Genomic DNA, 23,906 nt, shown 5'->3' on the forward strand with positions numbered 1-23,906 from the left:
AGCGGTGGCCGACCGCAGGGAGGCCACCCGAGGAGTAAAAAAGTGGAGTTCTAGAAGTAGTCGACGCTCGCGGGCAGTTCGAGCTTCATGCCCTTGCGCTCGCGGATTTCCATGATCGTGTCGGGCTGGAGATTGTCGGCCATCACCTGGAAGCCGGCGTTCTCGGTGTTCCAGGAGGCACGACCCTCGGTGGCCGAGCGGATGTCGGAGGCGAAGCCGATCATCTCGTCGACCGGGGCGACGCCCTCGACGACCATCAGATCGCCTTCCTGATACATGTCGTCGACGCGGCCACGGCGACCCTGGAGCTCGCCGGAGGCGGGACCCATGTGCTCGCTCGGGACGTCGATGCGGACGTTCTGGATCGGTTCGAGCATCGAGATGCGGCCGTCGATGAGTGCGCCGTGGACGGCCTGGCGAACGGCCGGAATGACCTGTGCCGGACCGCGGTGGATGGCGTCCTCGTGGAGGCGGGCGTCTTCGAGACGGATGAGCGTCCCCTGGACGGGTTCGGCGGCCAGCGGGCCGTCATCGAGTGCCTCTTCCCAGCCCTCGACGACGAGTTCCATCGTCTCGTTGAGATGCTGGATGCCCTTCGTGTCGTCGACGAGGATGTTGGTCCCGTGGATGGTCTCGATCTCCTGGGAGGTGTCCTTGTCCATGCCCGCTTCCTGGAGCGCCTCGCGGCGTTCGGTTTCGGGCATGTCCATCGACGCCTCGCCGCGTTTGAGCGTCTCGGTGATCTCCTTCGAGAGCGGTTCGACGGTCAGATAGAACCGGTTGTGCCGGTTCGGCGACTGACCTTCGACCGTGTCGGAGGGCTGCTGGACGGCCTCGCGGAAGACGACGATCGGCTCACCCGTGGTGACGGGGATACCCTGATTGCGCTCGATACGCTGGGTAATCACTTCGAGGTGGAGCTCGCCCTGCCCCGAGATCAGGTGTTCGCCGGTGTCCTCGTTGATCTCGATCCGGATCGTGGGGTCCTCCTTCGAGACCTGCTGGAGTGTCTCGATCAGTTTCGGGAGGTCGTCCATGTTCTGTGCCTCGACGGATTTGGTGATCACCGGCTCGGAGATGTGCTCGATCGACTCGAACGGCGTCATCTCCGACGACGATACCGTGGAGCCGGCGATCGCGTCACGAAGGCCGGTGACGGCGGCGATGTTGCCTGCGGGGACGCGCTCGACCTCCTCGCGCTCGCCACCCATGAAGATCCCGACCGACTGGATGCGGTTCGTGCCGGCGGTGCCGGAGACGTAGAGGTCCTGACCGCGTTCGAGCGTTCCCGAGAACAGTCGTCCGGTGGCGATCTCACCGGCGTGGGGGTCGATACCGATGTCGGTCACCATGAAGACGACATCACCCTCGTCGTCGACGAGACGCATCCCCTCGGCGAGTTCGGTCGTGTCGTCGCCACGCCAGACGGTCGGTACCCGTTCGGGCTGGGCCTTGACCGGGTTCGGGAAGTGTTCGGCGACCATGTCGAGCACGACCGTCGAGAGCGGCGAGTATTCGCGCAGCTCGTCGATCTCGTCGTTGCGGTTGTAGTCGATGATGTCGGCGAAGTCGATGCCCGTCGCCTGCATCTGGGGGACGCTGGTCGCCCAGTTGTAGAGCGCCGAGCCGAAGGCCACAGTCCCGTCCTGAACGGAGACCTGCCAGCCTTCCTCCTCGTATTTCTCCTCGGCCATCCCACGGATGAGCTCGTTGACGTCGCCGATCACGGTTTGGAGGCGCTCCTGCATCTCCTCGGGGCCTTCCTGGAGCTCGTTGATGAGCCGGTCGACCTTGTTGATGAACAGCGCGGGTTTGACGCCCTCGCGGAGCGCCTGGCGCAGCACGGTCTCGGTCTGGGGCATCGTCCCCTCGACCGCGTCGACCACCACCAAGGCCCCGTCGACCGCGCGCATCGCCCGCGTCACGTCGCCGCCGAAGTCGACGTGACCGGGGGTATCGATGAGGTTGATGAGGTGGTTGGTCTCTTGGTACTCGTGGGTCATCGAGACGTTCGCCGCGTCGATGGTAATTCCCCGTTCCTGCTCGTCCTCCTCGGTGTCCATCGCCAGCTGCTCGCCGGCGAGGTCCGAGGAGATCATGCCCGCGCCCGCGAGCAGGTTGTCGGTGAGGGTGGTTTTGCCGTGGTCGATGTGTGCGGCGATGGCGATGTTCCGGATGTTCTCCGGATTGTCCATCAGCCGTTCGCATTCCTGAACGATCTTCTTACGTCGGCCCATTATGCGAATTCGTATCGGAAGGAGGGTCAAAAGGGTGCTGTTTCCAGTCCCGGAGCCGATGACGTCGGGAAATTCGGCCGGCTTCGCTACTCACGACGAATAGAAATCGAACGACGAACCGTCGTGACACACAGCGCCCGACGAAAGCGGAACGGGATCGAGAGTCCGGCCCGATCACGAACTCCGGCGGGCGTCTTGCCCCCGACACAAGAATCATACCGCCACAGCCCGTGTTAATAGAACACATGGACGTTCGCGTGCATTCGCCCGGTCCGGCGGACCCGTTCCTGGGGGCGCAGGATCTCTTCACGACCGAACACGACCTCGCGCTCCCGGTTCACGTCCACGTTCGCACCGATCCCGATTCACGGACGTGGAGCGCTCACTACGACGACCGGCATGTGCTCAACATTTCCCGTCAGACCGCGACCAGCGCGATGGCGCGCCCGCTCGCGCTCCACGAATACTCACATATGCGTCGGTACGAGCAGTCGCATCCGTCACATATCCAATCGACCACGGAGGCGCTCACGCTCGCGCTCGCGGGCCACTCGGTCGAGCGCCGGCGACTCGTCCACTGCCATCAGATCGCGAACCACATGAAGGACATCTACGCCGACGACATCACCCTGAGCGTTGGACCGGCCGACAGGCTCGTGTCCTTCCTCGAATCGAGTCTCGCGGGTGCGATCGCCGACAGACCGGTCGACCCGCCCCGCTGGACGCGGCTGACGCCCGCGGCCGACCCCGAGATCACGGCCGTCAACGCGGCCTTCGCGCTCGCCCTCCTGGAACGCCACGACTGCATCGCCGACGATCACCGCCTCTACGACCTCGCCCACGCCGCCGCCAACGACGCTCCGGGAACCGATCTCGCAGCGTTCAAACACCGCTTTCGAGAGCTCGTCGACGATCCCGACGAGAGCCAGTACCGACAGGCGCTCGTCGACGCGACCCGCGAATACGCCCTCCAGACGGGTTCCGCCGCCGACTGACGGACCCGACACCGTGCTCAATCGGCGGTTTCGTTCCCGTCGGCCGGCTCGCCGGCCGGGAACTCCTCGACGGCGACGGTCGATCGCTCCGTCGTGGTCCGTTCGGTCGCCGACGGGGTCGTTATCGGCGTGTTCCGTGTCGACCGCGCTGTGTCCCGCGTCGACGAGCGATTGGGTACCGATGCGTCCGTCGTCGGTGGTGCGACCGTCACCACGATCTCCGTCGAGGGGTCGGTCGGCGTTGTCGGCGTCGAAACGTTCCCCGAGCCGCCACCGTCTCCCGGCACACGCCCGTCGGTCGGTCCACCGGTGTCGAACGCACCCATCACGACCGGATAGGCCACCGCCCCGGCGACGGCGACCAACACGGCCACCAGCACCACCGTCGCGACCGTCGTAGTGATGCCGTCAAGCGACGATCGTTCAGGGGATGCGGCTCCGTCGTTCGACCCGAAGCGTCGCTCGCCGTTGCTTGACGCCGTATCGGACGACCCGAACAGCGATTCGTCCTCGTCGCCGAAGACGAACCCGTCGTCATCGTCGCTCATCGGCCCACCCGTGCTGGACGGACGGTGGGGGGACAAGGGACGCGGGACGCAGTCGATGCTGTCATCGGTTGCACTCGACCGCGCGGGGAGTTAGCTCTCCGCCTCGGGCTGCCAGGCATAGCAGAGGTTGCCGCCGAGGATCGAGAGCACCACGCCGAGGACGGCTCCGAGCGGCGTGCCGACGAGCGAAACGACGACGGAGACGACGCCGGCCACGCCGAGCAGCCCCGCGAGATCGGGTTCGACGAGCGCGAAGACGCCACAGAGAAAGGTCGCCGTCGCCGCGACGAGTGCGAACGCCGACGGGCTGGCTCGGGCGAACGTGATCCCCATCGAAAATATCAGCACGAACGCGACGGTGACGCCACCGAGTGCCAACAGCACGCCGCCGAGAAACGGCCGCGATGCCCGCCACTCGCCGAACCGTGCCCGATGGGCCGACAGCCCCAGCCGTTCGGTGCTCATCGTCGCCTCTGACGATCGCTCGCCAACACGGGGGTGCCGATGAGCGCCGAGCCGTTCGTGCTGTTTTGCCGAGCGGTCGGGGCCGCCGTCTCCGTGGTCGCCGATGCGTTTCCGGCTCCCGCTGCCGCGGCCGTGGCGGTTTCCGTGGTCGTCGCCGTCGGTGCATCGGTTGCTGTCGGCGTCGGCGAGGCGGTGTCAGTTGCGCTCGTCGACGGAGCGTCGCCCGATGGAGTCGGAGTGGGCGTCGCCGTCGTCGGTTCGGCTGCCGTCGTTGGCTCAGCCGTCGTCGGCTCGGACGTCGTAGTCGTCCCGTTTTCGTCGGGCATGCTCGTCTCGTTCCCTGTACTCGTCCGGTTCGGACTGCTCGTCGCGTTCGCCGATTCGTTCGTGCCGTTTGCAGCCGCAGTCGACACGTTGGTCGAGGCGTTGCTCGCGTTGGCCGAGGCGTTGGACTCGTTCGCCGAGCTGTTCGGCGCGGTGATGGTGAGGGTTCCGGTGGTCTCGTTCGCGCCGGCCGTGATAGCGTGGTCGTACTCGCCCGGGCTCAGTCCGTCCGTACCGATATCGGTGAACGAGACGGTCGTCTCGTTGTCCGGACCGAGCGTGACGTTGCGCTGGGCCAGCGTCTCGCCGTCACGGCGATAGGTGACGGTCGTCTCGTCCTCGATGTAGCCCGCGTTCGTCACGGTCGCGTTCACGTCGTAGCTCTCGTTTCGCTGGACCTCGGCGGGTGCCGCAAAGTCGCTGACCGTGAAGTTGTTGGTCGTCACGTTCGGGCTGATGACGCCCTCGTCGGTCAACAGCGCGAGCGCGTTCGCCGTGATGAGGTCCAACACTGGCTCGATCGGGTTTTTCGTACACTCGGGGGTCCCCGAGACGCTCGTCGATTTCGTCCCGCCCTGCATCGTGAGCTCGAGGTTCTCGATGGTGATCGACTGCGCGGACAGCTGATGCGTGTTCGTCACCACCTTGCTCGAATCGATCGGCGGACCGGGCAGCGGCCCCAGATCACCGATCGAGAACAGGAAGTCCTCGCCGGGACACGTCGACCACTTCTTGCGTGCCGCCGGGATGACGACCGGATCCTTGCCGATCCCCAGTCGTCCGAAATACGCCTCCGAGGCCGTCAGCGAGAGCCCGCCCGGAGCCGACGCCGACGATCCCTTGATCGTGAGATGTGACGCTCCACCCGGGCCGCCACGGAAGTTCTTGTACATCGTCAGCCCCTCGATATTCACGTTGCTCTTGAACGAGAACTTCCCCGCCGGGACGCTCTCGCGGTTCGAACTGTCGGTCGTGACGTTTTCGTGGTTGAAGCCGCTGCCCGAGAACTCATCGGCGACGACGACGGTGCCGTCGATCCCCTCCTGTTTGGGGAAGTCGCGGGCTGCCGCCGTCATGAACGGATGGGCGAACGCCCCGAGAACGATCACCGAGACGAGCAGGAGGGCGATCGACGCGGTTCGGCCGCCCGCACCGCCGCCGTCGGCGCTCGTCGCACGCCGCACGCGCGATCGAGTCCCGAACAGTCCGTCGTCCGACTCCTCGGCAGCCGTCTCGTCGTCGGTGAACTCGAAATCGGCCTCCGTGGTCCCGCCGGAGCCGCCCCCGCCGTTGTCCCCGTCTTCGGTGTCCTCGTCACGCCAGGCGTAGCAGAGCACGCCGCCGATGATGCCGAGACCGGTACCGATGACGAAGCCGCCGAGCGCGCCGTAGAGCGAGAAGATCGAGAACACGACGCCGAAGATCCCGAAGATGTCGGCGTTGCCGGGACGAGTGAGCGCGAAGATGCCACAGAGGAACACCAGCGCGGCGAACAACAGCCCGATCGGCGAGAGCGTCTCACCAATGAGGATGGTGTCGGGCGCGATGTTGATCGGAATCCACGCGATGACGAGCGACGCCACCACCAACAGCGCACCGCCGGCGAACGGCCGGCCGCGCCGCCAGCGGTCGAACCGGGCGCGTCGCGTTCCAACCGACCCGTTACCACCGCCCGACCCGGACTGTGTCATTTCAACCATTCTGTGTGTCGTGGTGGAAAAACGTATCGACCGTCGTTAGCTCAGCGTGACGTCGCCGTCGTCGGTGTAGTCACCGTCACCGTTGTTGTCGTACTCGGCGGCGAGCGTGAGACCCGGAATCGAGATCTCGTTGACCGCCTGGTAGTGGGCCCGGATCGTCGCGTTCTGGAGGACGATCCCCGGGTTCGACGCGTTCGAGAAGTCAAGCGTCTTCGGACCACCCGTCGCGCTATCGACGCCTTCCTGACGCTGTTCGCCCGTCGATGGGGCGACCTGCTTGAACGAGTCGCTGTATTTCGCGTTCTCTTCGTCGATCAACAGTCCGTTGAACGTCGACGAACTGGCCTGAAGCTTGGTCTGTTTGACGAGGAGTGAATCCGCCGTCACGGTGTCCGTCGAAGTGATCACGATACGCGCGTTACCGCCGATGGCCGGCACGTCCTCGAGCTCCTTGGCGAGTTCGAGGCCGTCGATCTCGACCGAGGAGAACTCCGCGGTCGCCACCGGGACACCCTCACGCTCGCTCGTGTCGCTCACGCCCGGATAGAGGTACAGGTCGTCGCCCCGGAGCTCGTCGGCCTTGATCGTGAACCCGCCGATGCCGCTGATCGGTGCGGCGAAGGCCATGCCGCTGCTCACGATGAGCATCGCCACGAGCGCGACGACGCCGAACGACACCGCCGTCCCCTTCGCCAAGACTTTCTTATCGTACATGGTGTATCACCTGTTGTCGAGTGCGACGCCCGAACGGTGTGTGCCGGCAACCCACCGCCATCGGTGGCTCCCCGCGTGTGCGGCCGGGGGACGCCTGCGTGGAGGCTTCCGCATCGCGTCGACGTCCCACGCTACGACACCGTCCATGACACCCGTACTAACCATACCCATGCCTGTGACTGTTCCCCCCGCTATACATGGTTGTTTATATAACAGTCGTTGCTGTCAAAGCGATGGCTGACCGAACGGCAAGGATCGAAAACCGAAAAGAACTGTGCGAACGGTCAGCGGGCGGCGGCCGCGACGCGCTCTTTCTCCTCTTTCTGGTTGACGGCGTACGTCTGGACGTCGTAGTTCGCCGCACCGGTGAGCTGCTCGGCGAGCGCCTCGTGGGCGTCGGTCGGCGACTTGAACGAGGCGCTGTGGGTCCCTTCGGCGATGAACTTGAGCGCCTGATCGACGCGGCGCTGGGGAGCGACGTCGACGGCCTGGGGGACCGAGATCCCGCCATATTTCAGCCGGACGGTCTCCTCGCGCGGGGCGGCATTCTCGACGGCGCTGACGAGCACCTGCACCGGGCTCTCCTCTGTGCGCTCGGCGATGAGATCGAAGGCGTTGCGCACGATACGGGTGGCCTGCTGTTTCTTGCCCGTGTTCTCGTCGGTCTGCATCAGTCGGTTGATGAGTCGCTCGACGATGGAGATCTCGCTTTTCTGGAACTGCTTGCCGGCGTGACGACCCATCGTGTGCTCGACCGGCGTCACGGTGATGTAGCGCTCGGTGCTCGGATCGTCGTACTCGATCCCGGTCACGTCCCAGCGCTCGAACAGCTTCGCGCCGGTCGCTTCCTCAGCGCCGGCGGGCTGGTCGGGCTCGGGGGCTTCGGATTCGCTCATCGGACGGGTTTCTCCGCGTTACCGCGCACGAGTTCGATGAGCGAGACGCCGTTGACCTTCTCGACCTTGTAGTTCACCGCAGAGAGGTCGCCCATCGCACGACCCTTCGCGCCGCCGATGCCGGCGATCGTGACCTCGTCGTGCTCGTCGATGAACGAAATCGCGCCGTCGCCCGGACAGAAGGCCGTGACCTGCTGGCCGTTCTTGATGAGCTGGACCCGCACACACTTGCGGATCGCGGAGTTGGGCTGTTTGGCCTCGATGCCGACTTTCTCCAGGACGATGCCCCGACCCTGCGGCGCGCCTTCGAGCGCGTCGGTCTTCTCCTTCAGTCCGCGGGCGCGTCGGGCGTACTTCGAGTCGGACCACCGATGATTTTGGCGGTCCTTTTTGAGTTTCCGCGCAGCGTACTTGCCGTTGGCCATATACCCCTGCTATCCGATGGGCGCACTTATGCCTCCCGTTTCAGGCCGCCCCGAGCGCCGACGGGCGAGTTCCTGGAACGAGTCGGTCATTGAACCGAGTCAGTAGCGGTGGCGCGCGATGAATCCGGCCGGAGGCCGGAGAACGCGCGAGGGATGAGCACCACAGCGAGCGGAGCGAGCGAGGAGCGCAATCGGCTGGGGAGGCATGTGGGCTGTGCGGGTAGTGCGGTTGCGGTCCCTCATTGTCGTCGGTTTTCGCAGCGTTGCGGTGGAACACCGAACGCGACACTAACTTCACAGATACAATAGAGTGACGAACACGGCACCGATAGCAGGATTTCAGGGAAAGCTCAGATCGTTCGATTCAGGCCAGTTCGATGTCGTCGATGTCGAACTGACGCTCCGCCAGCCGGCGAGCGGTCTCGATCGTCTCGCCGTCGCGGCCGATCGCGACGCCGGTGTCGGCTCGATCGACCTCGGCGTAGGCCACGGTCGAAGCGTTCTCGCTGATCGTCACGTTGTGCACCACCGCGGGTGCGAGCGCGTTGGCGACGAACAGTTCGGCCGTGTCGGCGTTCTCGACGAGCGAAACCCGCTTGTCGAGGCGCTCTTCGACCTGCTCGACGGTCGTCCCGTCGGGGCCGATCGCGTCGCTCATCTCGCCGGTGGCCACCAGAAAGCAGACGCGGTCGTCGTCGACGAGACAGTCGACCGCGCTTGCGCCCGTGACGTCCTCGAACAGGGCGATGTGTCGGAGTGCGGTGTCGGAAAGCGTGACGCGCATGGTGAGTGAAGTGTGGTTCGGCGGGCGATGCGGGGTCGGGAGTCAGTCCGCGCGGCCGGAGCCGTCGGTCGTCGCGCCGCCCATTCGGAGGTTGACGTCGCCGGTGCCGAGCTTGATCGGCTTGCCGACGATGACGTTCTCGGTCACGCCGTCGAGATCGTCGACCTCGCCGTGGACCGCGGCGTCGAGCAGGTGGTTGACCGTCACCTCGAAGGCCGCGCGCGCGAGCACGGAGTTCTTGTTGCCCGAGATGCCGTGGCGGCCGATCGACTCGATCGTCCCCTCGGCGGTCATGATATCCGCGACCAGCATGAGATGGCGGATGTTCACGTCGCCGAGCCCCTGCTCTTCGAGCGTGTTCATCGTCTCGTCGATGATCGTCTCGCGGGCGGCCTCGACACCCAGGTTTCGGTAGACCTCGTGGATGTTGTTACAGGTCGTCCGCGAGGCGTCGACGCCCTCGATGTCGAGTACGTCGCCGAAGGCCGACCCCTCGGTGTAGAGGATGAACTCCTCACCGTCATCGACATCCTCTTTGCGGATGACGACCCGCGATACCTCCTCGATGCCCTTGAAGACGATCTCGCGCAGCTCCTCGACCAGCTGGAGCAGACGGCGATAGCTCGGCTCCGCGGGGCCGAACTCGATCGTCGTGCCCGTCTGCGTGACCTCCACGCCGAGTGAGTCCTCGATGATCTCGGCGACCGTCTCGGCCGAGATCATCCGCTCGTCCAGAGTCTGCTCGTTCAGGTTCACCTGCACGAGCATGTCGGCGACGTTCGTCGAGACGTCGCCGAGCGCCAGGATCCGCGTCGATTCGATGTTCCAGACGACCTCGTGGGCTTTCTCCCGATTCTCGGCGTGCTGATCGTCGAGATACACCGTCATCATCGGCGTATCCGGCGTCTTCCGCGCGTCGACGAGCTCGATGAGCCTGGGCAGCCCCTGCGTGACGTCGATCTCGGCGACGCCCGCGTAGTGGAACGTGTTCATCGTCATCTGCGTTCCCGGCTCGCCGATCGACTGTGCCGAAACCGTTCCAACGGGATCGAGCGGTTCGACACGCGTGTCGAGATAGCGCGATTCGACGGCCTCGGCGATCGAGACCGCCTGCTCGTCGGTGACGTCGCGCCCTTCGATGCTCTCGTACACCTCGTCCTTGAGCCGCTTCGGGAGATCCGTCCCCTCGACGGTGCGCTCGATCGCGTTCGTGATCTCAGTCATCGCCCACCTCCGGGACGTCGATCGGCGAACTCGGCCGATCGCGGTCCATCCGATCGTCGGCGCTCTCCGAGAGGTTCGTCGCCTGCTCGCCGGCGAACTCCTCGCCCTCGTCCTCGAACTCCGCGGCGAGAACGCGGTCGGCGATCTCGTCGACGTCGATCTCGTTGTCGTCGCTCGACGAGACCTTCACCGGACTCGTGTTGTCCTCGCCGAACTCGAACTGGACGATGTTGTCCGAGGTGTCCCGAACAGTACCGTCGTACTGCGTTTCGAGCTCGGAGAGTGCGTTGATGAGGCGGCGCTGGAGATAGCCGGACTTCGAGGTTCGCACTGCGGTGTCGACCAGCCCCTCACGACCGCCCATCGCGTGGAAGAAGAACTCCCGGGGCGTCAGCCCGCTGCGATAGGAGTCCTCGACGAAGCCGTGCGCCTCGGCCGAGAGATCGCCCGGCTTGAAGTGACTCAGCGTGCGACCCTCGTAGCCGCGGTTGATGCGCTCGCCACGTACTGCCTGCTGGCCGACACAGGCGGCCATCTGCGTGAGGTTGAGCATCGAGCCACGCGCGCCCGACTCGGCCATGATGACCGCCGGGTTGTCGTCGTCGAAGTGCTCGTCGGCGATGTCACCCGCCGAGTCACGGGCCTTTCCGAGCGTCTGCATGATCTTCATCTCCAGGGTCTCGTCGACCGTCCGCCCGGGCAGCGATTCGAGATCGTCGTTCTCGTAGGTGTCGATGAGCTCCTGGACGCGCTCGTAGGCGTTGTCCATGCTCTCGTCGATCTGTGCCTCGGCGGCGTCGGAGATCGACTCGTCGTCGATACCGATCGAGAAGCCGAAGTGCATGATGGCGCGCATCGCCAGCGAGGCGACCTCGTTGATGAACACGCGGGCACGCGTCTCGCCGTACTGCTTGACGATCGTGTCGACGATCTCGCCGCCGAACGCGCCGACGGCGTCCTCGTCGATCGTGCCCTCGACGAGTGCGCCCTCGTCGATCATCACTGTGTCGCCCGTCGAACTCGTGAATTCGAGATCGAGCGCGCTCGGCAGCAGTTCGGAGAAGATCGTTCGGCCGGTCCAGTACGGTCTCCCCTGCTCGTCGTCGTCATCGGGCTCGGGCAGCGTGTCGACGCCCGTCGCGCGCAGCAGGTCGAGCGCCTGCGTTTCGTTGAACCGCGGCAGCCCACCCATCTCGGGATCGTCGTGGGTGAGGAGATAGGTGCCCGAAACGTGGTCCTGAATCGCACCGATGATGTTCTCGCCGAACCGCGGCGAGAGGATCTGTTCCTGGACGCGCATCAGCACGCGCGCCTCGGCACGCGCCTCCTCGTTCTGGAGGGCGTGCATGTTCATCTCGTCGCCGTCGAAGTCGGCGTTGTACGGCGGACAGACAGTGGTATTCAGCCGGAACGTCTTGTACGGCATCACGACCACCTCGTGGGCCATGATACTCATCCGGTGGAGCGACGGCTGGCGGTTGAAGATCACGATGTCGCCATCGGAGAGATGGCGCTGGACCTGCCAGCCCGGCTCGATGCGCTCGGCGAGCTCCTCCTTCGCCTGATCGAGAATCTTCATCACCTTTCCATCGGGCCGAATCACCCGATTCGCACCCGGATGCGCCTCGGAGCCGTTCCGGACGTACTGGCGCGCCTCCTCGATGTTCTGCTCGTTGACGTTCATCGTCTGGGTCATCTCGCGCGCGACCCGTTCGGGAACGCCGACCTCGTTCAGGCTCAGTGTGGGGTCCGGCGAAATCACCGTTCTGGCCGAGAAGTTCACGCGCTTGCCCGACAGGCTCCCACGGAATCGACCCTCTTTCCCTTTGAGCCGCTGAGAGAGCGTCTTCAGGGGCCGGCCGGAGCGGTGACGGGCCGGCGGCGTGCCCGAGATCTCGTTGTCCATGAACGTCGTCACGTGGTACTGGAGCAGCTCCCAGAGGTCCTCGATGATGAGCTGGGGCGCACCCGCCTCACGGTTCTCCATGAACCGCTGATTGATGCGGATGATGTCGACCAGCTTGTGCGTGAGGTCGTCCTCGGAACGCTGGCCGTTGTCCAGCGTGATCGAGGGGCGTGCCGTCACCGGCGGCACCGGAAGCACGGTCAACACCATCCACTCGGGCCGCGAGCGCTCGGCGTTGATCCCGAGCACCTCGATGTCCTCGTCGGGGATGGCCTCGAACCAGTCACGGATGTCCGACGGCATCAGCTTGTTCAGGTCCTCCTCGGAGAGATCGACGTCGAGCGCGCGCTCGATCGCCTCCCGGCCCTCCTCGCGCGGGCGGAACTCCCCACCCAGAATGTCGTTGATCCGCGAGAGCTCGATATCCGTCGCGTCGGCGAGCTCCTGGGGCGAGGTCGCCGGCCGCTCTTCCTCCTCGTCGGGCTGCATCGCCTCGGCGATGAGCTGGGGATATTCGGCGGCGAGCACGTCCTGGACCTCGTAGTAGGTCGTCGGCTTCTCGTGCTGGACATCGTACTGCTCCTCGCCGCAGTACGGACAGCGATCGGCCTTCCGTGCCTGCCGGATCGCCGCCTTCGTCACGTCGTTGACGTCGTCGTCGAGATCGCGCGCCCGCTGGAGGCGCTCGGCGAACTCGTCGCGCTCGTGCTCGTCGAGCAGCAGGCGCGAACACTCCCGGCAGGTTCCCCGGAGGAGCCGCCGGATGAGCTTCGTGAAGCCGACGTGGATGACGGGTGCGGCGAGCTCGATGTGGCCGAAGTGGCCGTTGCAGGAGCCCGAATGCTGGCCACAGGTCTTACACTCCAGCCCGGGATCGATGACGCCCAATCGCGGGTCCATCAACCCCATGTCGATCGGGTAGCCGTCGTCGTCGTAGGTGTCGGCGGTGATGATCTTCGTCGCGCTCATGTCGCGATACTCCTCCGGGTTCATCAGCCCGAAGTCGATCGCGCCGATCTCTTTCGGTGTTGCGTTGGTACTCATGGTTGTCGTGATCTCAGACCGCGTCCAGCAGTTCGAGCCGCGGGGCGATGCCGAGCGCCTTCATCTCGTCGAGCAGGAGCTTGAACGCGTAGCTCATCTCGATCTCGTGGATGTCGGTCTCCTCGCCACAGTTCGGACAGTAGACACGGCGCTGTTCGACGTTCTCGACCGCACTCATCCCACATTCGCCGCAGACGTAGATGAACTCCCTGTCGGACTCGTCGAGCAGGCGCTCCTTGAGCGCCATCGCCGCACCGTGCCCGATCAAGACGTCGCGCTCCATCTCGCCGACCCGGAGCCCACCCTCGCGGGCACGCCCCTCGGTCGGCTGGCGGGTGAGGACCTGCACCGGCCCGCGGGAACGGGCGTGGATCTTGTTCGAGACCATGTGGTAGAGTTTCTGATAGAAGATGGTCCCGACGAAGATCTCGGCGTCGATCTTTTCGCCTGTCACGCCCGAGTGCATGATCTCCTTGCCGCTCGAATCGAAGCCGTGCTCTTCGAGCGACGAGCGGAGCTCCTCCTCTTCCTCGCCGGTGAAGGCGGTCCCATCGACGCGGCGGCCTTCGAGCGAACCGACCTTGCCGCCGAGCATCTCCAGAACGTGACCGACCGTCATCCGCGAGGGCAGCGCGTGCGGGTTGACGATCAGATCGGGGACGACACCCTCCTCGGTGAACGGCATGTCCTCCTGCGGTGCGATGTGGCCGACGACGCCCTTCTGGCCGTGTCGGGAGGCGAACTTGTCGCCGAGTTCCGGTACTCGCTGGTCGCGCACGGAGACCTTCGAGAGCTTCGAACCGTCCTCGCCCTGCATCAGCGTCACCGTGTCGACGATGCCCGATTCGCCGCTTCGCATCGTCACGCTCGTCTCGCGGCGTTTCTGCGGGCTGAGACCGCCCATATCGTCCGGCTCTTCGAGGAATCGCGGCGGGCTCGTCTTCCCGAGCAGGACGGCGCTCTCGCCGACCTTCGTCTCGGGGTTCACCAACCCGTCCTCGTCGAGATGGGTGTAGGCCTCCTCGCCGTGTGCGCCGCGCACGTCGTCGTCGGGGATCTCGAAGCGATCCTCCTGACCGCCGGGATAGCGGCGCTCCTCGCCCTCGTAGGTACGGAAGAAATGCGAGCGCGCGAGCGCACGGTCGACCGACCCCTCGTTGAGCACGAGCGCGTCCTCGATGTTGAACCCCTCGTAGCTCATGACGGCGACTACGAAGTTCTGGGCCGCCGGCCGGTCGTCGTAGCCGATCTGCTCGGTGGTCTGGGTCTTGACCATCGACAGCTGCGGGTAATGCAGCAGATGCTGGCGCGTGTCCGGGCGAATGCGGTAGTTCGCCGACGGCAGCCCGAGCGACTGCTTGATCATCCCCGCACCCATCGTGATCCGGGGGGAGGCGTTGTGCTCGGGATACGGGATCATCCCCGCACCGATCCCGAAGATGAGCTGCGGGTCGATCTCCAAGTGAGTGTGATCCTCGGTGAGGTCCTCCTCGTCGACGCCGACGAGGATGTCCTCCTCTTCCTCGGCGTCGATGAACTCGATATACCCTCGCTCGACGAGCTCCTCGAACTCGGTGTCGCCCTCGGTGAGTGACTCGACCTCCGATTCGGTGATGAGCGGCTCGCCGTCTTCGACGATGATCAGCGGCCGGCGGGCCCGTCCCGCGTCGGCGTTGATGATGACCTCGTTGGTCGTGTCCTTGACCGAGACGTTGACCGTCCGGCCGACGTCGCCGCGTCGGCGTGCCTGCCGGACCTGGGTTGCAAGCTGTTCGGGGTCGGCATGCGTGCCGACCAGACTTCCGTTCACGTAGACTTTGGCGTCGCGTGCCTGGCTTTGGCTACTCATATCAGTCTCCCGCCGATGTGACGCCCTCGATACCGGGGATGCCGTCGACCCCCATCGAGGACAGTTCGCGTTTGAGTTCCCGTTCGTCGTCGACGTCCTGCGACAGCTCCATCGACTGCGCGAAGTTCTTCACCAGCCCACAGTTCGGGCCTTCGGGCGTCTCGGAGGGACAGATGCGCCCCCACTGCGTGGCGTGCAGATCGCGCGCCTCGAAGTGTGGCTGACTCCGCGAGAGCGGGCTGCGGAGCCGCCGGAGATGCGAGAGGACGCCCATGTAGTCGGTGCGGTCGACGAGCTGGGACACGCCAGAACGCCCGCCGACCCAGTTGCCCGTCGCGATCGGATGCTCCAGGCGCTCGGTGAGAACGTCCGAACGAACGACCGTGTTGACCGAGAGCTGCCGATTGCGCATGTTCGCGCGCTCCAGCTGGTATTTCACGTCGCGCGCGAGCTTGTTGAGCGCCGTGCGGAACAGGTCGGTCATCAGATCGCCCGACACCTTGAGGCGCTTGTTGGCGTAGTGGTCCTTGTCGTCGGCCTCGCGCCGGTCGAGCGCGAGCTCGAAACAGGCCTCGGCCATCCGACAGAGGTAGAACGCCTTGTTGATCCGGGTCTCCTCGTCGGGAACGCCCTCCTCGTGGAGATGCGGCAGCAGGTAGCGGTCGATGACGTAGTTCGCCCGCTTCAGCTGGTAGTTCTTCCCCTGGCCGGAGGCGACGCGCTCGCCGAGGGTCTCGATGGCTTCCTCTTCGGTCTGGACCTCGGCCATCTCTAGGTTTTCGAGCATGAACTTCACGACCTCGGGATCGTCGCTGACCCGATGGACGATCTCCTCGTCGGATTCGAGGCCGAGCGCACGAACAAGGGTGACGAAGTCGATCGATCCCGAGACGCTCGGGAAGGAGACTTCGAGGAGCCCCTCACGATTTCGCTCGCAGAGCACGAGCGCGCGGTAGCCACGACGCTGGCTGAACGTCTTGGCGACCTGGATCTCGTCGTCGTATTTCGTGTCGTACTCCGCGAGGATCTTGTTCGGTGCGAGATCCTCGCTGGTCATCAGCACGCGCTCGGAGCCGTTGACGATGAAGTAACCACCGGGGTCGGCGGGATCCTCGCCGAGATCGATGAGCTCCTCGTCGCTCGCATCGGCGATGTTGCACTTGTCCGAGCCGACCATGATCGGCATGCGCCCGATCTGTGTCTCGGTCGTGTCGACGACGCGCTCCTCCTCTTCCTCGCCGCCGACGACGACCGCCATCTCCATGAAGACGGGCGCGGCGTAGGTGATGTTCCGGAGGCGCGCTTCCTGGGGGTTGAGCCGTTCTTCGCTCCCGTCGGCCTCGCGGACGCGCGGCGTCACGACACGGACGTCGCCGAGTTCGACGAAGACGGGCTCTTCGCCCTCCTTGTCGCCGATGTCGGTGTCGATCGTCTCCTTCTCGTCGACGACCTGCTGCATGCCGCCGTTGAGAAAGGCGTTAAACGAGCTGAAATGGTGTTCTGCGAGCCGTTCACGGGAGAAATACTCCCTCGATATCGAGCGCCGTAGTTCCCTGTTCATTATTCGATGACGAGTCGATGGACCACCGCACGGTCGGTCGTTCGCGAGTCCCGTTCGATCCGGACGACGTCGCCGGTCGCCGCCTCGTCGGGCAGCGCCGGATCCGTCCGTTTGATCTTCGGAAGGTCGGTGCGACTGATGTCGTACTCCGCGAGCAGCGCGTCGATCTCGTCGTCGTCGATGAGGCGATGCTCGGGAACGAGTGTGTGTTGGCTGACCTCTACCATGTGTACCTATCCGGGGGAGAAGTTGCTATCACGAGAGACTACAGTCCATATATCACCGGCGAACTTAAGCATTGCTACCGACGACCCGAACGAGTCGCCGACAGCGCAGCAGTCGTGAGAGCCGCGCTTGCCCGGCCCGACGCGGCCATGGACTATAGCGCTTTGGGCCACCGTGGGCGAGGTCGTTTGAAAACCCTTAAGTTCGTCTCCGGAGTACGGATGGTTGTTGCCCGGGTGGTGTAGTGGCCCATCATATCACCCTGTCACGGTGATGACGCGGGTTCAAATCCCGCCTCGGGCGCTTTCTGCCGACGCCAACTCGTGAGCGAGAGGAGCGAAGCGACTGGGGGCGACGTCGAGGGCGTCGAATGCCGATCGTTTATGTGGTCCGGCATGAACTACATACCCAATGTACGAACTGCGGCAGCTGCGGCGCGTGCTTGAGGAACCGAAACTCTTCGTCCGTGAACTGAACCGGCTCTACTACACCCGTCTCAACAGCCGGGAGTACAACCCCGACGGCGTCGACGTCATGGCCGCCGACTGGGACAACCTCCTGCTTCTCGATGCCTGCCGATACGACGCCTTCGCCGCCCGTGCCGATCTGCCCGGTCGGCTGGAAAAGCGGCGCTCGCGCTCGTCGATGACCAGCGAGTTCTTCGCAGCCAACTTCGATGGACGCGAGATGCACGACACGGTCTACGTCACCGCCACGCCGATGCTCTACTGGAACCGCAACCGAGGCGACGTCGAGGCGAGCTTCCACCGCGAGATCAACGTCTGGCGCGACGGTGGCTGGGACGAGGAGTTCAACACGGTCCGCCCCGAGACGGCCGCCGAACACGCCAAACGCGCCGCCGAGGAGTATCCCGACAAGCGTCTGTTCGTCCACTTCCTCCAGCCGCATTTCCCCGCGATCGGCCAGACGGGTCGCGAACATCCCGAGCTCAACGATCTGCGGGCGTGGGACGCCATCAACAGCGGCAGGCTCGATCTCCCCGATTCGGTGCTCCGGCGTGCGTTCGTCGAGAACCTCGATGCGATACTCCCGCACGTCGAGGACCTCCTCGAAACGCTCGGCGGCAAGACGGTCGTCACCGCCGATCACGGCCAGATGATCGGCGAGCGCTCGTTTCCGATCCCGTTCAGGGAGTACGGCCACCCGCCGGGCATCTACACCGACGAGCTGCTTTCGGTGCCGTGGCACGTTCACACCAACGGTCAACGCCGGGAGATCGTCGCGGAGGAGCCCGAGCACGAGCCCGAACGCGGCGACGAGACGGAGCCGGCGGACATGGGCATGGACAACGATGTGGTGGCCGACCGACTCGAAGATCTCGGCTACAAGATGTAACTCCCGATCCGATCGGGAACCGTATCGCGAACGAGCAGCGTCGTGTCCGTGAGCGTCAGCGGGGTGTTCGAGGATCCGTGGCGATCAGTGGAGGGGACGGTTCACGACTGCCGCTCGAACGGCTGCGTGTCGGTGCCGCACGCAAAAAACGGGACGACCCGTCGGGGGTCGTTACTCGTCGAGCGTTTCGGGGTCGGTGGTGATCGAGACCGAGTCCTCGATCGATGCCTGGACGAGTTCGCCGGTGTAGGTGTACTCGTCGCGGAAGCTGCCGACGCCGCCCGAGACCGAGCTGTTGTCGTCGGAGATCGGGTCGGTCGAGTCGTCGGCGTGTTCGAGTTCACCGGTGACTTCGAGCGAGTAGTCGGTGCCGCTCCCGTCCTCGCCCATCACCGTGATGGTGCCCGCGTCGCCGTCGAGCTTGATCGTCGCACGGTCGTCGACTTCGAGTGAGACGATCTCGCCCTCGTACTCGTAGGCGTCGCGCCACTCGTTGACGCCGCCCGAGGCGCTCTTGCCGGAGATGTCGTCGTTGGAGTCCTTGGTCGCCCCGCCAGTCCCGGCCTTGTCGATGTTGCCGCTCGTCTCGACGTCGTAGGGGATGCGTCCGCCCGAGGTGTCGGTATCCGTGACGACGAAGTTGGCGTTGTCGGATGGTTCGGGGACGTCGGACTCGTTGACGTCGCCGCTCAGTTCGTCGTCGGAGCCCGCACCGTCGTCGTTGTTCGACGAGTTGTCCGAATCGGACGAGGAATCCTTGGAATCGGAGTCGTCGCTCGATTCCGAGGAGGAGTCGTTCGACGAGGACTCACTCGACGAATCGTCGCCCGACGACTCGTTACTGGACGAGTCGCTGCTGGACGAGTCATCGCCCGAAGAGCTGTCGGAGCTATCCGAATCGGAACCGCTCGAACCCGACGAGCCGCTGTAGCTCGACGAGTCGAGGTTCGGGGCGGGACAGCTGCCGCTCTTGTCGATCCCGCTGACGTTCACGTCACCGTTGCGGACGCGGACCGCCTGTGCGCCCGCGTTGATGGTGGAGTTCTTGACCGTACTGCCACCACAGTTGTGCAGTGCGAGACCGGTCCGCCCGCCGCCGGTCTGCTGGATACAGCAGTCCTTGACGGTCGTACCGGAACGATCCTCGATGAGGACGCCGACCCAGTCGGAGGCGTCGCCGGTGACGCTCACGTTCTTGAACGTGCCGCTGCCGGAGCCGCCCGGCTTCGCGCGGATCGAGTAGCCCTGTGGGTTGTACTCAACGTTCGTGTTCTCGATGGTGAACTCGCCGTAGTTGCCGAAGATCTGGATCCCACCGTCGGCGTTGACCTCGGGGCCGACGCGGACGTCACAGTTGCGGACGACGGCACCGGAGCCGCCACGGTCGCTTTCGAGGCGGATGCCCGAGCCGTTGAGCATGTCCTTGGGGTTCGGCGATCGGCTGTCGGAGACGTCGGCCTCGATCGTCGCGCCATCGACGTAGCTGCCCGAGCTGCCGATCCGGACCTGCGAGAGGTCGTTGTTCCGGTAGGTGCCGCCCTCGACCTTCACCACACCGGGGGTACGGCTGGCGTAGACGCCGTTGTTCGAGAAGCCCTCGACGTTGCAGTTGCGCAGGGTGATGGTCCCCTTGTTCGAGCTGCCGATCCAGATACCGGAGCGGGCGTAGGCACCCATCCGGCCCTCGTTGTGCGCGACGAGGTTTTTGACCGTCCCCGAACCGCCCGAGGAGCGAATCATCGGCGTGAACGCGTCCTCGGCGCTATCGCTCGATTGGAGGCTCTGGCCTTTGATCGTGACGTCGTGAACCTGGAGGTTGTCGTCGGGAGCGACCTGGAGGTTCGGACACGCGCCGCTCTGGTCGATCGTGATGTTTTCGACCAGCGCGCCCGACCCGCCGTTGATCGCCAGCAGCGTGTCGTTGAAGCCGTCGGGGACGGTGAAGGTGACGTCGCCTTCGCCGACAATACCGACGCTACCGCCGCTGATGACGTTCTTCTGGGTGAACTTGTACGTTCCCGAGGGGAACTTGAGCAGGGTGTTGCTGCTTGCGGCCGACTGAAGTGCACCGTCGGACGCCTCGTTGCCGTTCGGGTCGGCACCGGCATCAGCCATGTTTACAACGTTATCGAAGCTGATCCCGTGGCGTTCGGTCGCCGCCGCCCCCTCCCCAGCGAGCAGCGGAACCGACACGGCAGCCGCACCGGCAGCCTTGAGATACGACCGTCGGCTTGGTTTGAAACCGTCGTCTGTGCTATCGCTATCGTTGCGTACTCCGTCGCGTGGCATCGTCTGCTCATTAGGCATTTGTAAAATACCGCTTCTGGCCAATTAGTTACGTTTACGTATTTTTCAGCTAGCATAGACGGCATTTCGTGACGAACCGAAATAGATGCGCTTTCGGTTTTCCTGTAATAATATGTCTGAGGGCATCGAGACGGTGATCCGTGCGCGAGTGGTAGATCGTGGCATGACACGGTAGCGGCCGCCGCGGGCCGTCTCGCCGGGAAACGGGCTACTGATGGTCCCAGTCGATCCAGTCGTGTTCCCAGCCGTTGTGCCGCTCGGCGCTCGCCCGTGCGCGCTCGCGGTCCTCACGAACAGTTCTATTGCGCTCGACCGCGTCCGACTGTTCGCCCTCGACGAGCAGCGGCGCGAACCGCACCGGGCCGAACCGCTCGCGCGCTCCCTGTTCGTCGACGGCGACGAGCGACTGCTCGTGGTTTCCAACGGGTGCGACGAGCCGTCCATCGGGGGCGAGCTGGTCGACGAGCGCGCTCGGTGGTCGGACGACGGCGGCTTCGAGAAGGATACGATCGAAGAGTGCGTAGTCGGGAAAGCCGTACGTTCCGTCGCGCCTGTCGACGAGCACGCCGCCGTAGCCCGCGTGCGAGAGGTTCCGGCGCGCGTCGACGACGAGCCGACGGGCGATGTCGACCGCGTGAACGTTCTCCTGACCCACGATCTCGGCGGCCACCGCGGCCGTATAGCCGACACCAGCGCCGACGACGAGCACGCTATCGCCAGAAGCGGGCGAAAGCGCCTCGAACAGGCGTGCGACCGTACTTGGTGCGAGCACGCGCGTGTTCGCGTGCTCGGTCGTCCGATCGGCGTAGGCCGCACGCTCCTCGGGGAGGAACTCGTGGCGCGGGACGGTCCGCATCGCCACGCTGAGTGCCTCGCTCTCGACGACCCCCTTGCTCTCGTGTTCGAGGCCGTCGACCATGTCCTCGCGCACCGCCGCAGGCTCCATGCGGAACGAACGCCGCGTAGAGCCTTGAATCGCGTGCCTTCGGCTGCGCGCTAGCCTTGCATCGGGACGAACCGCACGCCGCCGTGCTCGGTCCTGTCGAGGCTGCCGTCGGCCCGCCGGCGAGCACGCACGAGCGTCTGTCGTCTCGTACCGATCGGCGCGACGATCGCTCCGCCAGGACGGACCTGCTCGGCGACCGCCTCGGGGATCTCGGGGGCTGCACATGTGAGATACGCGCCGTCATAAGGCGCGTGCTCGGGCCAGCCGTCGTGGCCATCGCCGACGCGGATGTCGACGGTGTAGCCGAGTTCCGAGAGACGTTCACGGGCGTTCTCGGCGAGCGATGCGTGATACTCGATGCTCTTCACGTCGCCGGCGATCGCGGCCGTGACGGCGGCGTGATAGCCACAGCCGGTGCCGATTTCCAGGATCGAGTCGTTCGCCTCGGGCGCGAGCAGATCGCTCATGATCGCCACCATATGTGGGGCACTGATCGTCTGATCCGCGCCGATCGGCAACGGCCGGTCGTCGTAGGCGTCTTTCCGTCGACTCTCGGCGACGAACTCGTGGCGGGGGACGGCGAGCAGCGCCTCGCGGGTTGCGTCGCGCTCGATGCGACCCTGCTCGTCGAGCCGAGCGACGAGTCGCTCGCGGGCGCGCTCGTGATCCATCACCAGGCGGACCAGGCCGAACTCGACTCGTCATCGGCGTACACCCGGTTGATGTCCTTGGCGAAGGCCATGTCGTCCTCGTGATCCAGGTGCTCGAAGCCGTATCCCTCGGCATCCGCGCGCAGGTGGATCCCCTTCACCGTGAAGCTCTCGTCGGCGAGGTCCTCGCGCTCGCCGACGGTAAACTCGTAATCGCCGGGCACGCGGAGTTCGATGCCGCGCGTCTCGTCGCCGCCGCCGGTGGGGTTGAGCGTCACGTCGACGGCGACGTTGCCGACGACGCGCGTCCAGACGGTCCGGATGTCCGGGACGTCGGCCTCCTCGGTGCGCCCGCCCTCGACTTCGAGGCTCGTGATCCGCACAGTCAGGAGTGCCTCCGGCGTGTCGAGGACGAACTCCTCGCCGACGGCGAGTTGCTCCTCGCGCGGGATCTCGGTCGTCGTCGAGAACGACTCGCCGTCCTGGGAGACGATGACGTCGCGCTGTTCGGTGGTGGGTTCTTCGAGGCGCGTCTTGTGGACGTGACTGCACTCGCCGCAGCGGACGGTCGACTGGCCGCCGGATTTCAGCAGTTCGTGGACCACGGGTGTGTCGGGTGAACACGCCGGACAGGTGGTGCCGACGCGCTCGGTGGCTTCGCTCATGGACGACCTATCGGTCGCACGGATAAAAGCCCGTGGCGTTCGCTACGCCCCGTTCGGCGTCGGCAGGTCGATTGCCTCGCCGTCAGCATAGACGGTCGGCTCGCGGAGAATCCCGTCGAGATGGAGCGGTGCCTGCGTGTCGCCGCCGATGCCGTGGTCGTCGCCGATGGCGATATGAACTGTGCCAGCGGCCTTCTCGTCTAGGAGAACGGATCCAACTAGTTCGGTGACGGCGACGTTCGTCCCGATGCCGAGTTCGGCGAGGTTGTAGGCGTCGTCGCCGACCTCCTCGGCACCGCGCTCGACCTGCTCGCGAACCTCCCGATCCGAGATCTCGGTCACGAAACCGTCCTCGACGGTGAACTCCAGCTCCTCGTCGAGCAGCCCGTGTGGCATCATCGTGCCGTCGACGACGTAGGTTCCCGACGCGCTCTCGGGGCTGACGAACACTTCTCCTGCTGGAAGGTTCGACATCGCACCCGCCTCGTGGACGATGCCCGTATCGGCGAGCCACTCGCGTTCGCCGGGCTCGAACGTGATGTCCGTGCCTGCGGGCGAGGTGACGCGGATCTCGCTCGCGTCGGCGACCACATCCAGGATCGACTCACAACTGCCCTCGATGGAGCGATAGTCGGCATCGAGCCCGGTGCGGAACACCTCCTCGGTGATTCCCGGTAGAGTCGCGACGCGCGCGCCGGCCTCGTTGGCCCCCGAGCGGGCGCGCGTGTGACTCAGGCTCTTCGTCGTCGGGCAGAACACGACGTCCGCCCCGCGCATCGCCGCGGCGACGGGTGCCGGCGGTTCGGTGCCGTGCTGGTCACCCGGCGGATAGCGCAGCAACACGACGTCGTCGCTCACCGCGCATGCAGCGTCGTACAGCGCCTGCCCGATCGAGAGGCGCTCGTCGTCGGTGATCACGGCACAGGATTCGTCGTTCCCGAGCGCGAGACACTGGTCGACGGCCGTCTCGGCGGCGCTGTCGAGCGTCGCGTCGGTGTTCGTCCGGCTCATAGAACCACCGACGGGGCAGCCGTGCCTGAGGCTTTCGGCTGTCGGAGCCGTCCCATCGGGCCATCCGTCGAGCG

The 23,906-nt window shown here is 65.3% G+C and carries 20 protein-coding genes and 1 tRNA gene; 3 read left to right on the forward strand and 18 right to left on the reverse strand.

Annotated features, from left to right (window positions below; translation table 11 throughout):
* Nucleotides 1-50: 50 nt before the first annotated feature.
* Nucleotides 51-2,237 (reverse strand): elongation factor EF-2, encoded by a 2,187-nt coding sequence (locus C448_RS02245; protein WP_004051582.1) that lies wholly within the window; start codon nucleotides 2,235-2,237, stop codon nucleotides 51-53.
* A 245-nt stretch (nucleotides 2,238-2,482) separates the two neighbouring features.
* Between C448_RS02245 and C448_RS02250 the strand changes: the two genes are divergently transcribed.
* The gene (locus C448_RS02250; protein WP_004051583.1) at nucleotides 2,483-3,232 is read left to right on the forward strand and encodes a DUF5781 family protein; all 750 of its coding nucleotides are present in this window, start codon (nucleotides 2,483-2,485) and stop codon (nucleotides 3,230-3,232) included.
* A 17-nt stretch (nucleotides 3,233-3,249) separates the two neighbouring features.
* Here the strand turns inward: C448_RS02250 and C448_RS02255 are convergent, their stop codons facing one another.
* From C448_RS02255 to C448_RS02310, 12 genes are all read right to left on the reverse strand, one after another.
* A complete protein-coding gene (locus C448_RS02255) occupies nucleotides 3,250-3,780 on the reverse strand; it encodes a hypothetical protein (RefSeq protein ID WP_004051584.1) in 531 nt (176 codons plus the stop codon).
* A gap of 90 nt (nucleotides 3,781-3,870) precedes the next feature.
* Complete coding sequence (locus C448_RS02260; RefSeq protein ID WP_004051585.1) at nucleotides 3,871-4,245, reverse strand: DUF6114 domain-containing protein; 375 nt, start codon at nucleotides 4,243-4,245, stop codon at nucleotides 3,871-3,873.
* Nucleotides 4,242-6,260: a DUF6114 domain-containing protein gene (locus C448_RS02265; protein ID WP_004051586.1), complete on the reverse strand. Its 2,019-nt coding sequence runs from the start codon at nucleotides 6,258-6,260 to the stop codon at nucleotides 4,242-4,244. The genes C448_RS02260 and C448_RS02265 overlap by 4 nt, the downstream gene beginning before the upstream one ends.
* A gap of 45 nt (nucleotides 6,261-6,305) precedes the next feature.
* The gene (locus C448_RS02270) at nucleotides 6,306-6,983 is read right to left on the reverse strand and encodes a DUF6230 family protein (protein ID WP_004051587.1); all 678 of its coding nucleotides are present in this window, start codon (nucleotides 6,981-6,983) and stop codon (nucleotides 6,306-6,308) included.
* A gap of 284 nt (nucleotides 6,984-7,267) precedes the next feature.
* Nucleotides 7,268-7,879, reverse strand: a complete 612-nt coding sequence (locus C448_RS02275; RefSeq protein ID WP_004051588.1) for a 30S ribosomal protein S7 — start codon at nucleotides 7,877-7,879, stop codon at nucleotides 7,268-7,270.
* The gene (locus C448_RS02280; protein WP_004051589.1) at nucleotides 7,876-8,304 is read right to left on the reverse strand and encodes a 30S ribosomal protein S12; all 429 of its coding nucleotides are present in this window, start codon (nucleotides 8,302-8,304) and stop codon (nucleotides 7,876-7,878) included. Before C448_RS02280 ends, C448_RS02275 begins: the two co-directional genes overlap by 4 nt.
* Nucleotides 8,305-8,668: 364 nt before the next feature.
* The gene (locus C448_RS02285; RefSeq protein ID WP_004051590.1) at nucleotides 8,669-9,088 is read right to left on the reverse strand and encodes a NusA-like transcription termination signal-binding factor; all 420 of its coding nucleotides are present in this window, start codon (nucleotides 9,086-9,088) and stop codon (nucleotides 8,669-8,671) included.
* Between the two features lie 42 nt (nucleotides 9,089-9,130).
* Nucleotides 9,131-10,312 (reverse strand): DNA-directed RNA polymerase subunit A'', encoded by a 1,182-nt coding sequence (rpoA2, locus tag C448_RS02290; protein ID WP_004051591.1) that lies wholly within the window; start codon nucleotides 10,310-10,312, stop codon nucleotides 9,131-9,133.
* Nucleotides 10,305-13,262, reverse strand: coding sequence for a DNA-directed RNA polymerase subunit A' (locus C448_RS02295; protein ID WP_004051592.1), 2,958 nt, complete (start codon nucleotides 13,260-13,262; stop codon nucleotides 10,305-10,307). The genes rpoA2 and C448_RS02295 overlap by 8 nt, the downstream gene beginning before the upstream one ends.
* A gap of 13 nt (nucleotides 13,263-13,275) precedes the next feature.
* On the reverse strand, nucleotides 13,276-15,111 hold the full coding sequence (gene rpoB / locus C448_RS02300) for a DNA-directed RNA polymerase subunit B (protein WP_004051593.1): 1,836 nt from the start codon (nucleotides 15,109-15,111) through the stop codon (nucleotides 13,276-13,278).
* Nucleotide 15,112: 1 nt separating this feature from the next.
* Nucleotides 15,113-16,672, reverse strand: a complete 1,560-nt coding sequence (locus C448_RS02305) for a DNA-directed RNA polymerase subunit B'' (RefSeq protein WP_004051594.1) — start codon at nucleotides 16,670-16,672, stop codon at nucleotides 15,113-15,115.
* Entirely contained in the window at nucleotides 16,672-16,899 is a 228-nt protein-coding gene (locus C448_RS02310) for a DNA-directed RNA polymerase subunit H (protein ID WP_004051595.1), read from the reverse strand. The genes C448_RS02305 and C448_RS02310 overlap by 1 nt, the downstream gene beginning before the upstream one ends.
* 228 nt (nucleotides 16,900-17,127) lie before the next feature.
* Here C448_RS02310 and C448_RS02315 point away from each other — a divergent pair.
* A tRNA-Asp gene (locus C448_RS02315) sits at nucleotides 17,128-17,200 on the forward strand.
* A 108-nt stretch (nucleotides 17,201-17,308) separates the two neighbouring features.
* The gene (locus tag C448_RS02320) at nucleotides 17,309-18,253 is read left to right on the forward strand and encodes an alkaline phosphatase family protein (protein ID WP_004051596.1); all 945 of its coding nucleotides are present in this window, start codon (nucleotides 17,309-17,311) and stop codon (nucleotides 18,251-18,253) included.
* 171 nt (nucleotides 18,254-18,424) lie between these two features.
* On the opposite strand, the gene C448_RS02325 is transcribed toward C448_RS02320, so the two are convergent.
* From C448_RS02325 to C448_RS02345, 5 genes are all read right to left on the reverse strand, one after another.
* Nucleotides 18,425-20,542: a right-handed parallel beta-helix repeat-containing protein gene (locus tag C448_RS02325; RefSeq protein WP_004051597.1), complete on the reverse strand. Its 2,118-nt coding sequence runs from the start codon at nucleotides 20,540-20,542 to the stop codon at nucleotides 18,425-18,427.
* Nucleotides 20,543-20,768: 226 nt separating this feature from the next.
* Nucleotides 20,769-21,506, reverse strand: coding sequence for a protein-L-isoaspartate O-methyltransferase family protein (locus C448_RS02330; protein WP_004051598.1), 738 nt, complete (start codon nucleotides 21,504-21,506; stop codon nucleotides 20,769-20,771).
* A 50-nt stretch (nucleotides 21,507-21,556) separates the two neighbouring features.
* A complete protein-coding gene (locus C448_RS02335; RefSeq protein WP_004051599.1) occupies nucleotides 21,557-22,177 on the reverse strand; it encodes a protein-L-isoaspartate(D-aspartate) O-methyltransferase in 621 nt (206 codons plus the stop codon).
* Nucleotides 22,177-22,821, reverse strand: coding sequence for an HVO_0476 family zinc finger protein (locus C448_RS02340; RefSeq protein WP_004051600.1), 645 nt, complete (start codon nucleotides 22,819-22,821; stop codon nucleotides 22,177-22,179). Before C448_RS02340 ends, C448_RS02335 begins: the two co-directional genes overlap by 1 nt.
* A 42-nt stretch (nucleotides 22,822-22,863) precedes the next feature.
* The gene (locus C448_RS02345) at nucleotides 22,864-23,832 is read right to left on the reverse strand and encodes an aminopeptidase (protein ID WP_004051601.1); all 969 of its coding nucleotides are present in this window, start codon (nucleotides 23,830-23,832) and stop codon (nucleotides 22,864-22,866) included.
* Between the last annotated feature and the right edge of the window lie 74 nt (nucleotides 23,833-23,906).

The sequence above is a fragment of the Halococcus morrhuae DSM 1307 genome, from assembly GCF_000336695.1.
Classification (GTDB): Archaea; Halobacteriota; Halobacteria; order Halobacteriales; family Halococcaceae; genus Halococcus; species Halococcus morrhuae.

Bases quoted from the DNA above. Each gene is read 5' to 3' on its own strand.
- C448_RS02245 (WP_004051582.1), bottom strand. From the start codon at position 2,237: ATGGGCCGACGTAAGAAGATCGTTCAGGAATGCGAACGGCTGATGGAC.
- C448_RS02250 (WP_004051583.1), top strand. From the start codon at position 2,483: ATGGACGTTCGCGTGCATTCGCCCGGTCCGGCGGACCCGTTCCTGGGG.
- C448_RS02255 (WP_004051584.1), bottom strand. From the start codon at position 3,780: ATGAGCGACGATGACGACGGGTTCGTCTTCGGCGACGAGGACGAATCG.
- C448_RS02260 (WP_004051585.1), bottom strand. From the start codon at position 4,245: ATGAGCACCGAACGGCTGGGGCTGTCGGCCCATCGGGCACGGTTCGGC.
- C448_RS02265 (WP_004051586.1), bottom strand. From the start codon at position 6,260: ATGACACAGTCCGGGTCGGGCGGTGGTAACGGGTCGGTTGGAACGCGA.
- C448_RS02270 (WP_004051587.1), bottom strand. From the start codon at position 6,983: ATGTACGATAAGAAAGTCTTGGCGAAGGGGACGGCGGTGTCGTTCGGC.
- C448_RS02275 (WP_004051588.1), bottom strand. From the start codon at position 7,879: ATGAGCGAATCCGAAGCCCCCGAGCCCGACCAGCCCGCCGGCGCTGAG.
- C448_RS02280 (WP_004051589.1), bottom strand. From the start codon at position 8,304: ATGGCCAACGGCAAGTACGCTGCGCGGAAACTCAAAAAGGACCGCCAA.
- C448_RS02285 (WP_004051590.1), bottom strand. From the start codon at position 9,088: ATGCGCGTCACGCTTTCCGACACCGCACTCCGACACATCGCCCTGTTC.
- rpoA2 (WP_004051591.1), bottom strand. From the start codon at position 10,312: ATGACTGAGATCACGAACGCGATCGAGCGCACCGTCGAGGGGACGGAT.
- C448_RS02295 (WP_004051592.1), bottom strand. From the start codon at position 13,262: ATGAGTACCAACGCAACACCGAAAGAGATCGGCGCGATCGACTTCGGG.
- rpoB (WP_004051593.1), bottom strand. From the start codon at position 15,111: ATGAGTAGCCAAAGCCAGGCACGCGACGCCAAAGTCTACGTGAACGGA.
- C448_RS02305 (WP_004051594.1), bottom strand. From the start codon at position 16,672: ATGAACAGGGAACTACGGCGCTCGATATCGAGGGAGTATTTCTCCCGT.
- C448_RS02310 (WP_004051595.1), bottom strand. From the start codon at position 16,899: ATGGTAGAGGTCAGCCAACACACACTCGTTCCCGAGCATCGCCTCATC.
- C448_RS02320 (WP_004051596.1), top strand. From the start codon at position 17,309: ATGTACGAACTGCGGCAGCTGCGGCGCGTGCTTGAGGAACCGAAACTC.
- C448_RS02325 (WP_004051597.1), bottom strand. From the start codon at position 20,542: ATGCCACGCGACGGAGTACGCAACGATAGCGATAGCACAGACGACGGT.
- C448_RS02330 (WP_004051598.1), bottom strand. From the start codon at position 21,506: ATGGAGCCTGCGGCGGTGCGCGAGGACATGGTCGACGGCCTCGAACAC.
- C448_RS02335 (WP_004051599.1), bottom strand. From the start codon at position 22,177: ATGGATCACGAGCGCGCCCGCGAGCGACTCGTCGCTCGGCTCGACGAG.
- C448_RS02340 (WP_004051600.1), bottom strand. From the start codon at position 22,821: ATGAGCGAAGCCACCGAGCGCGTCGGCACCACCTGTCCGGCGTGTTCA.
- C448_RS02345 (WP_004051601.1), bottom strand. From the start codon at position 23,832: ATGAGCCGGACGAACACCGACGCGACGCTCGACAGCGCCGCCGAGACG.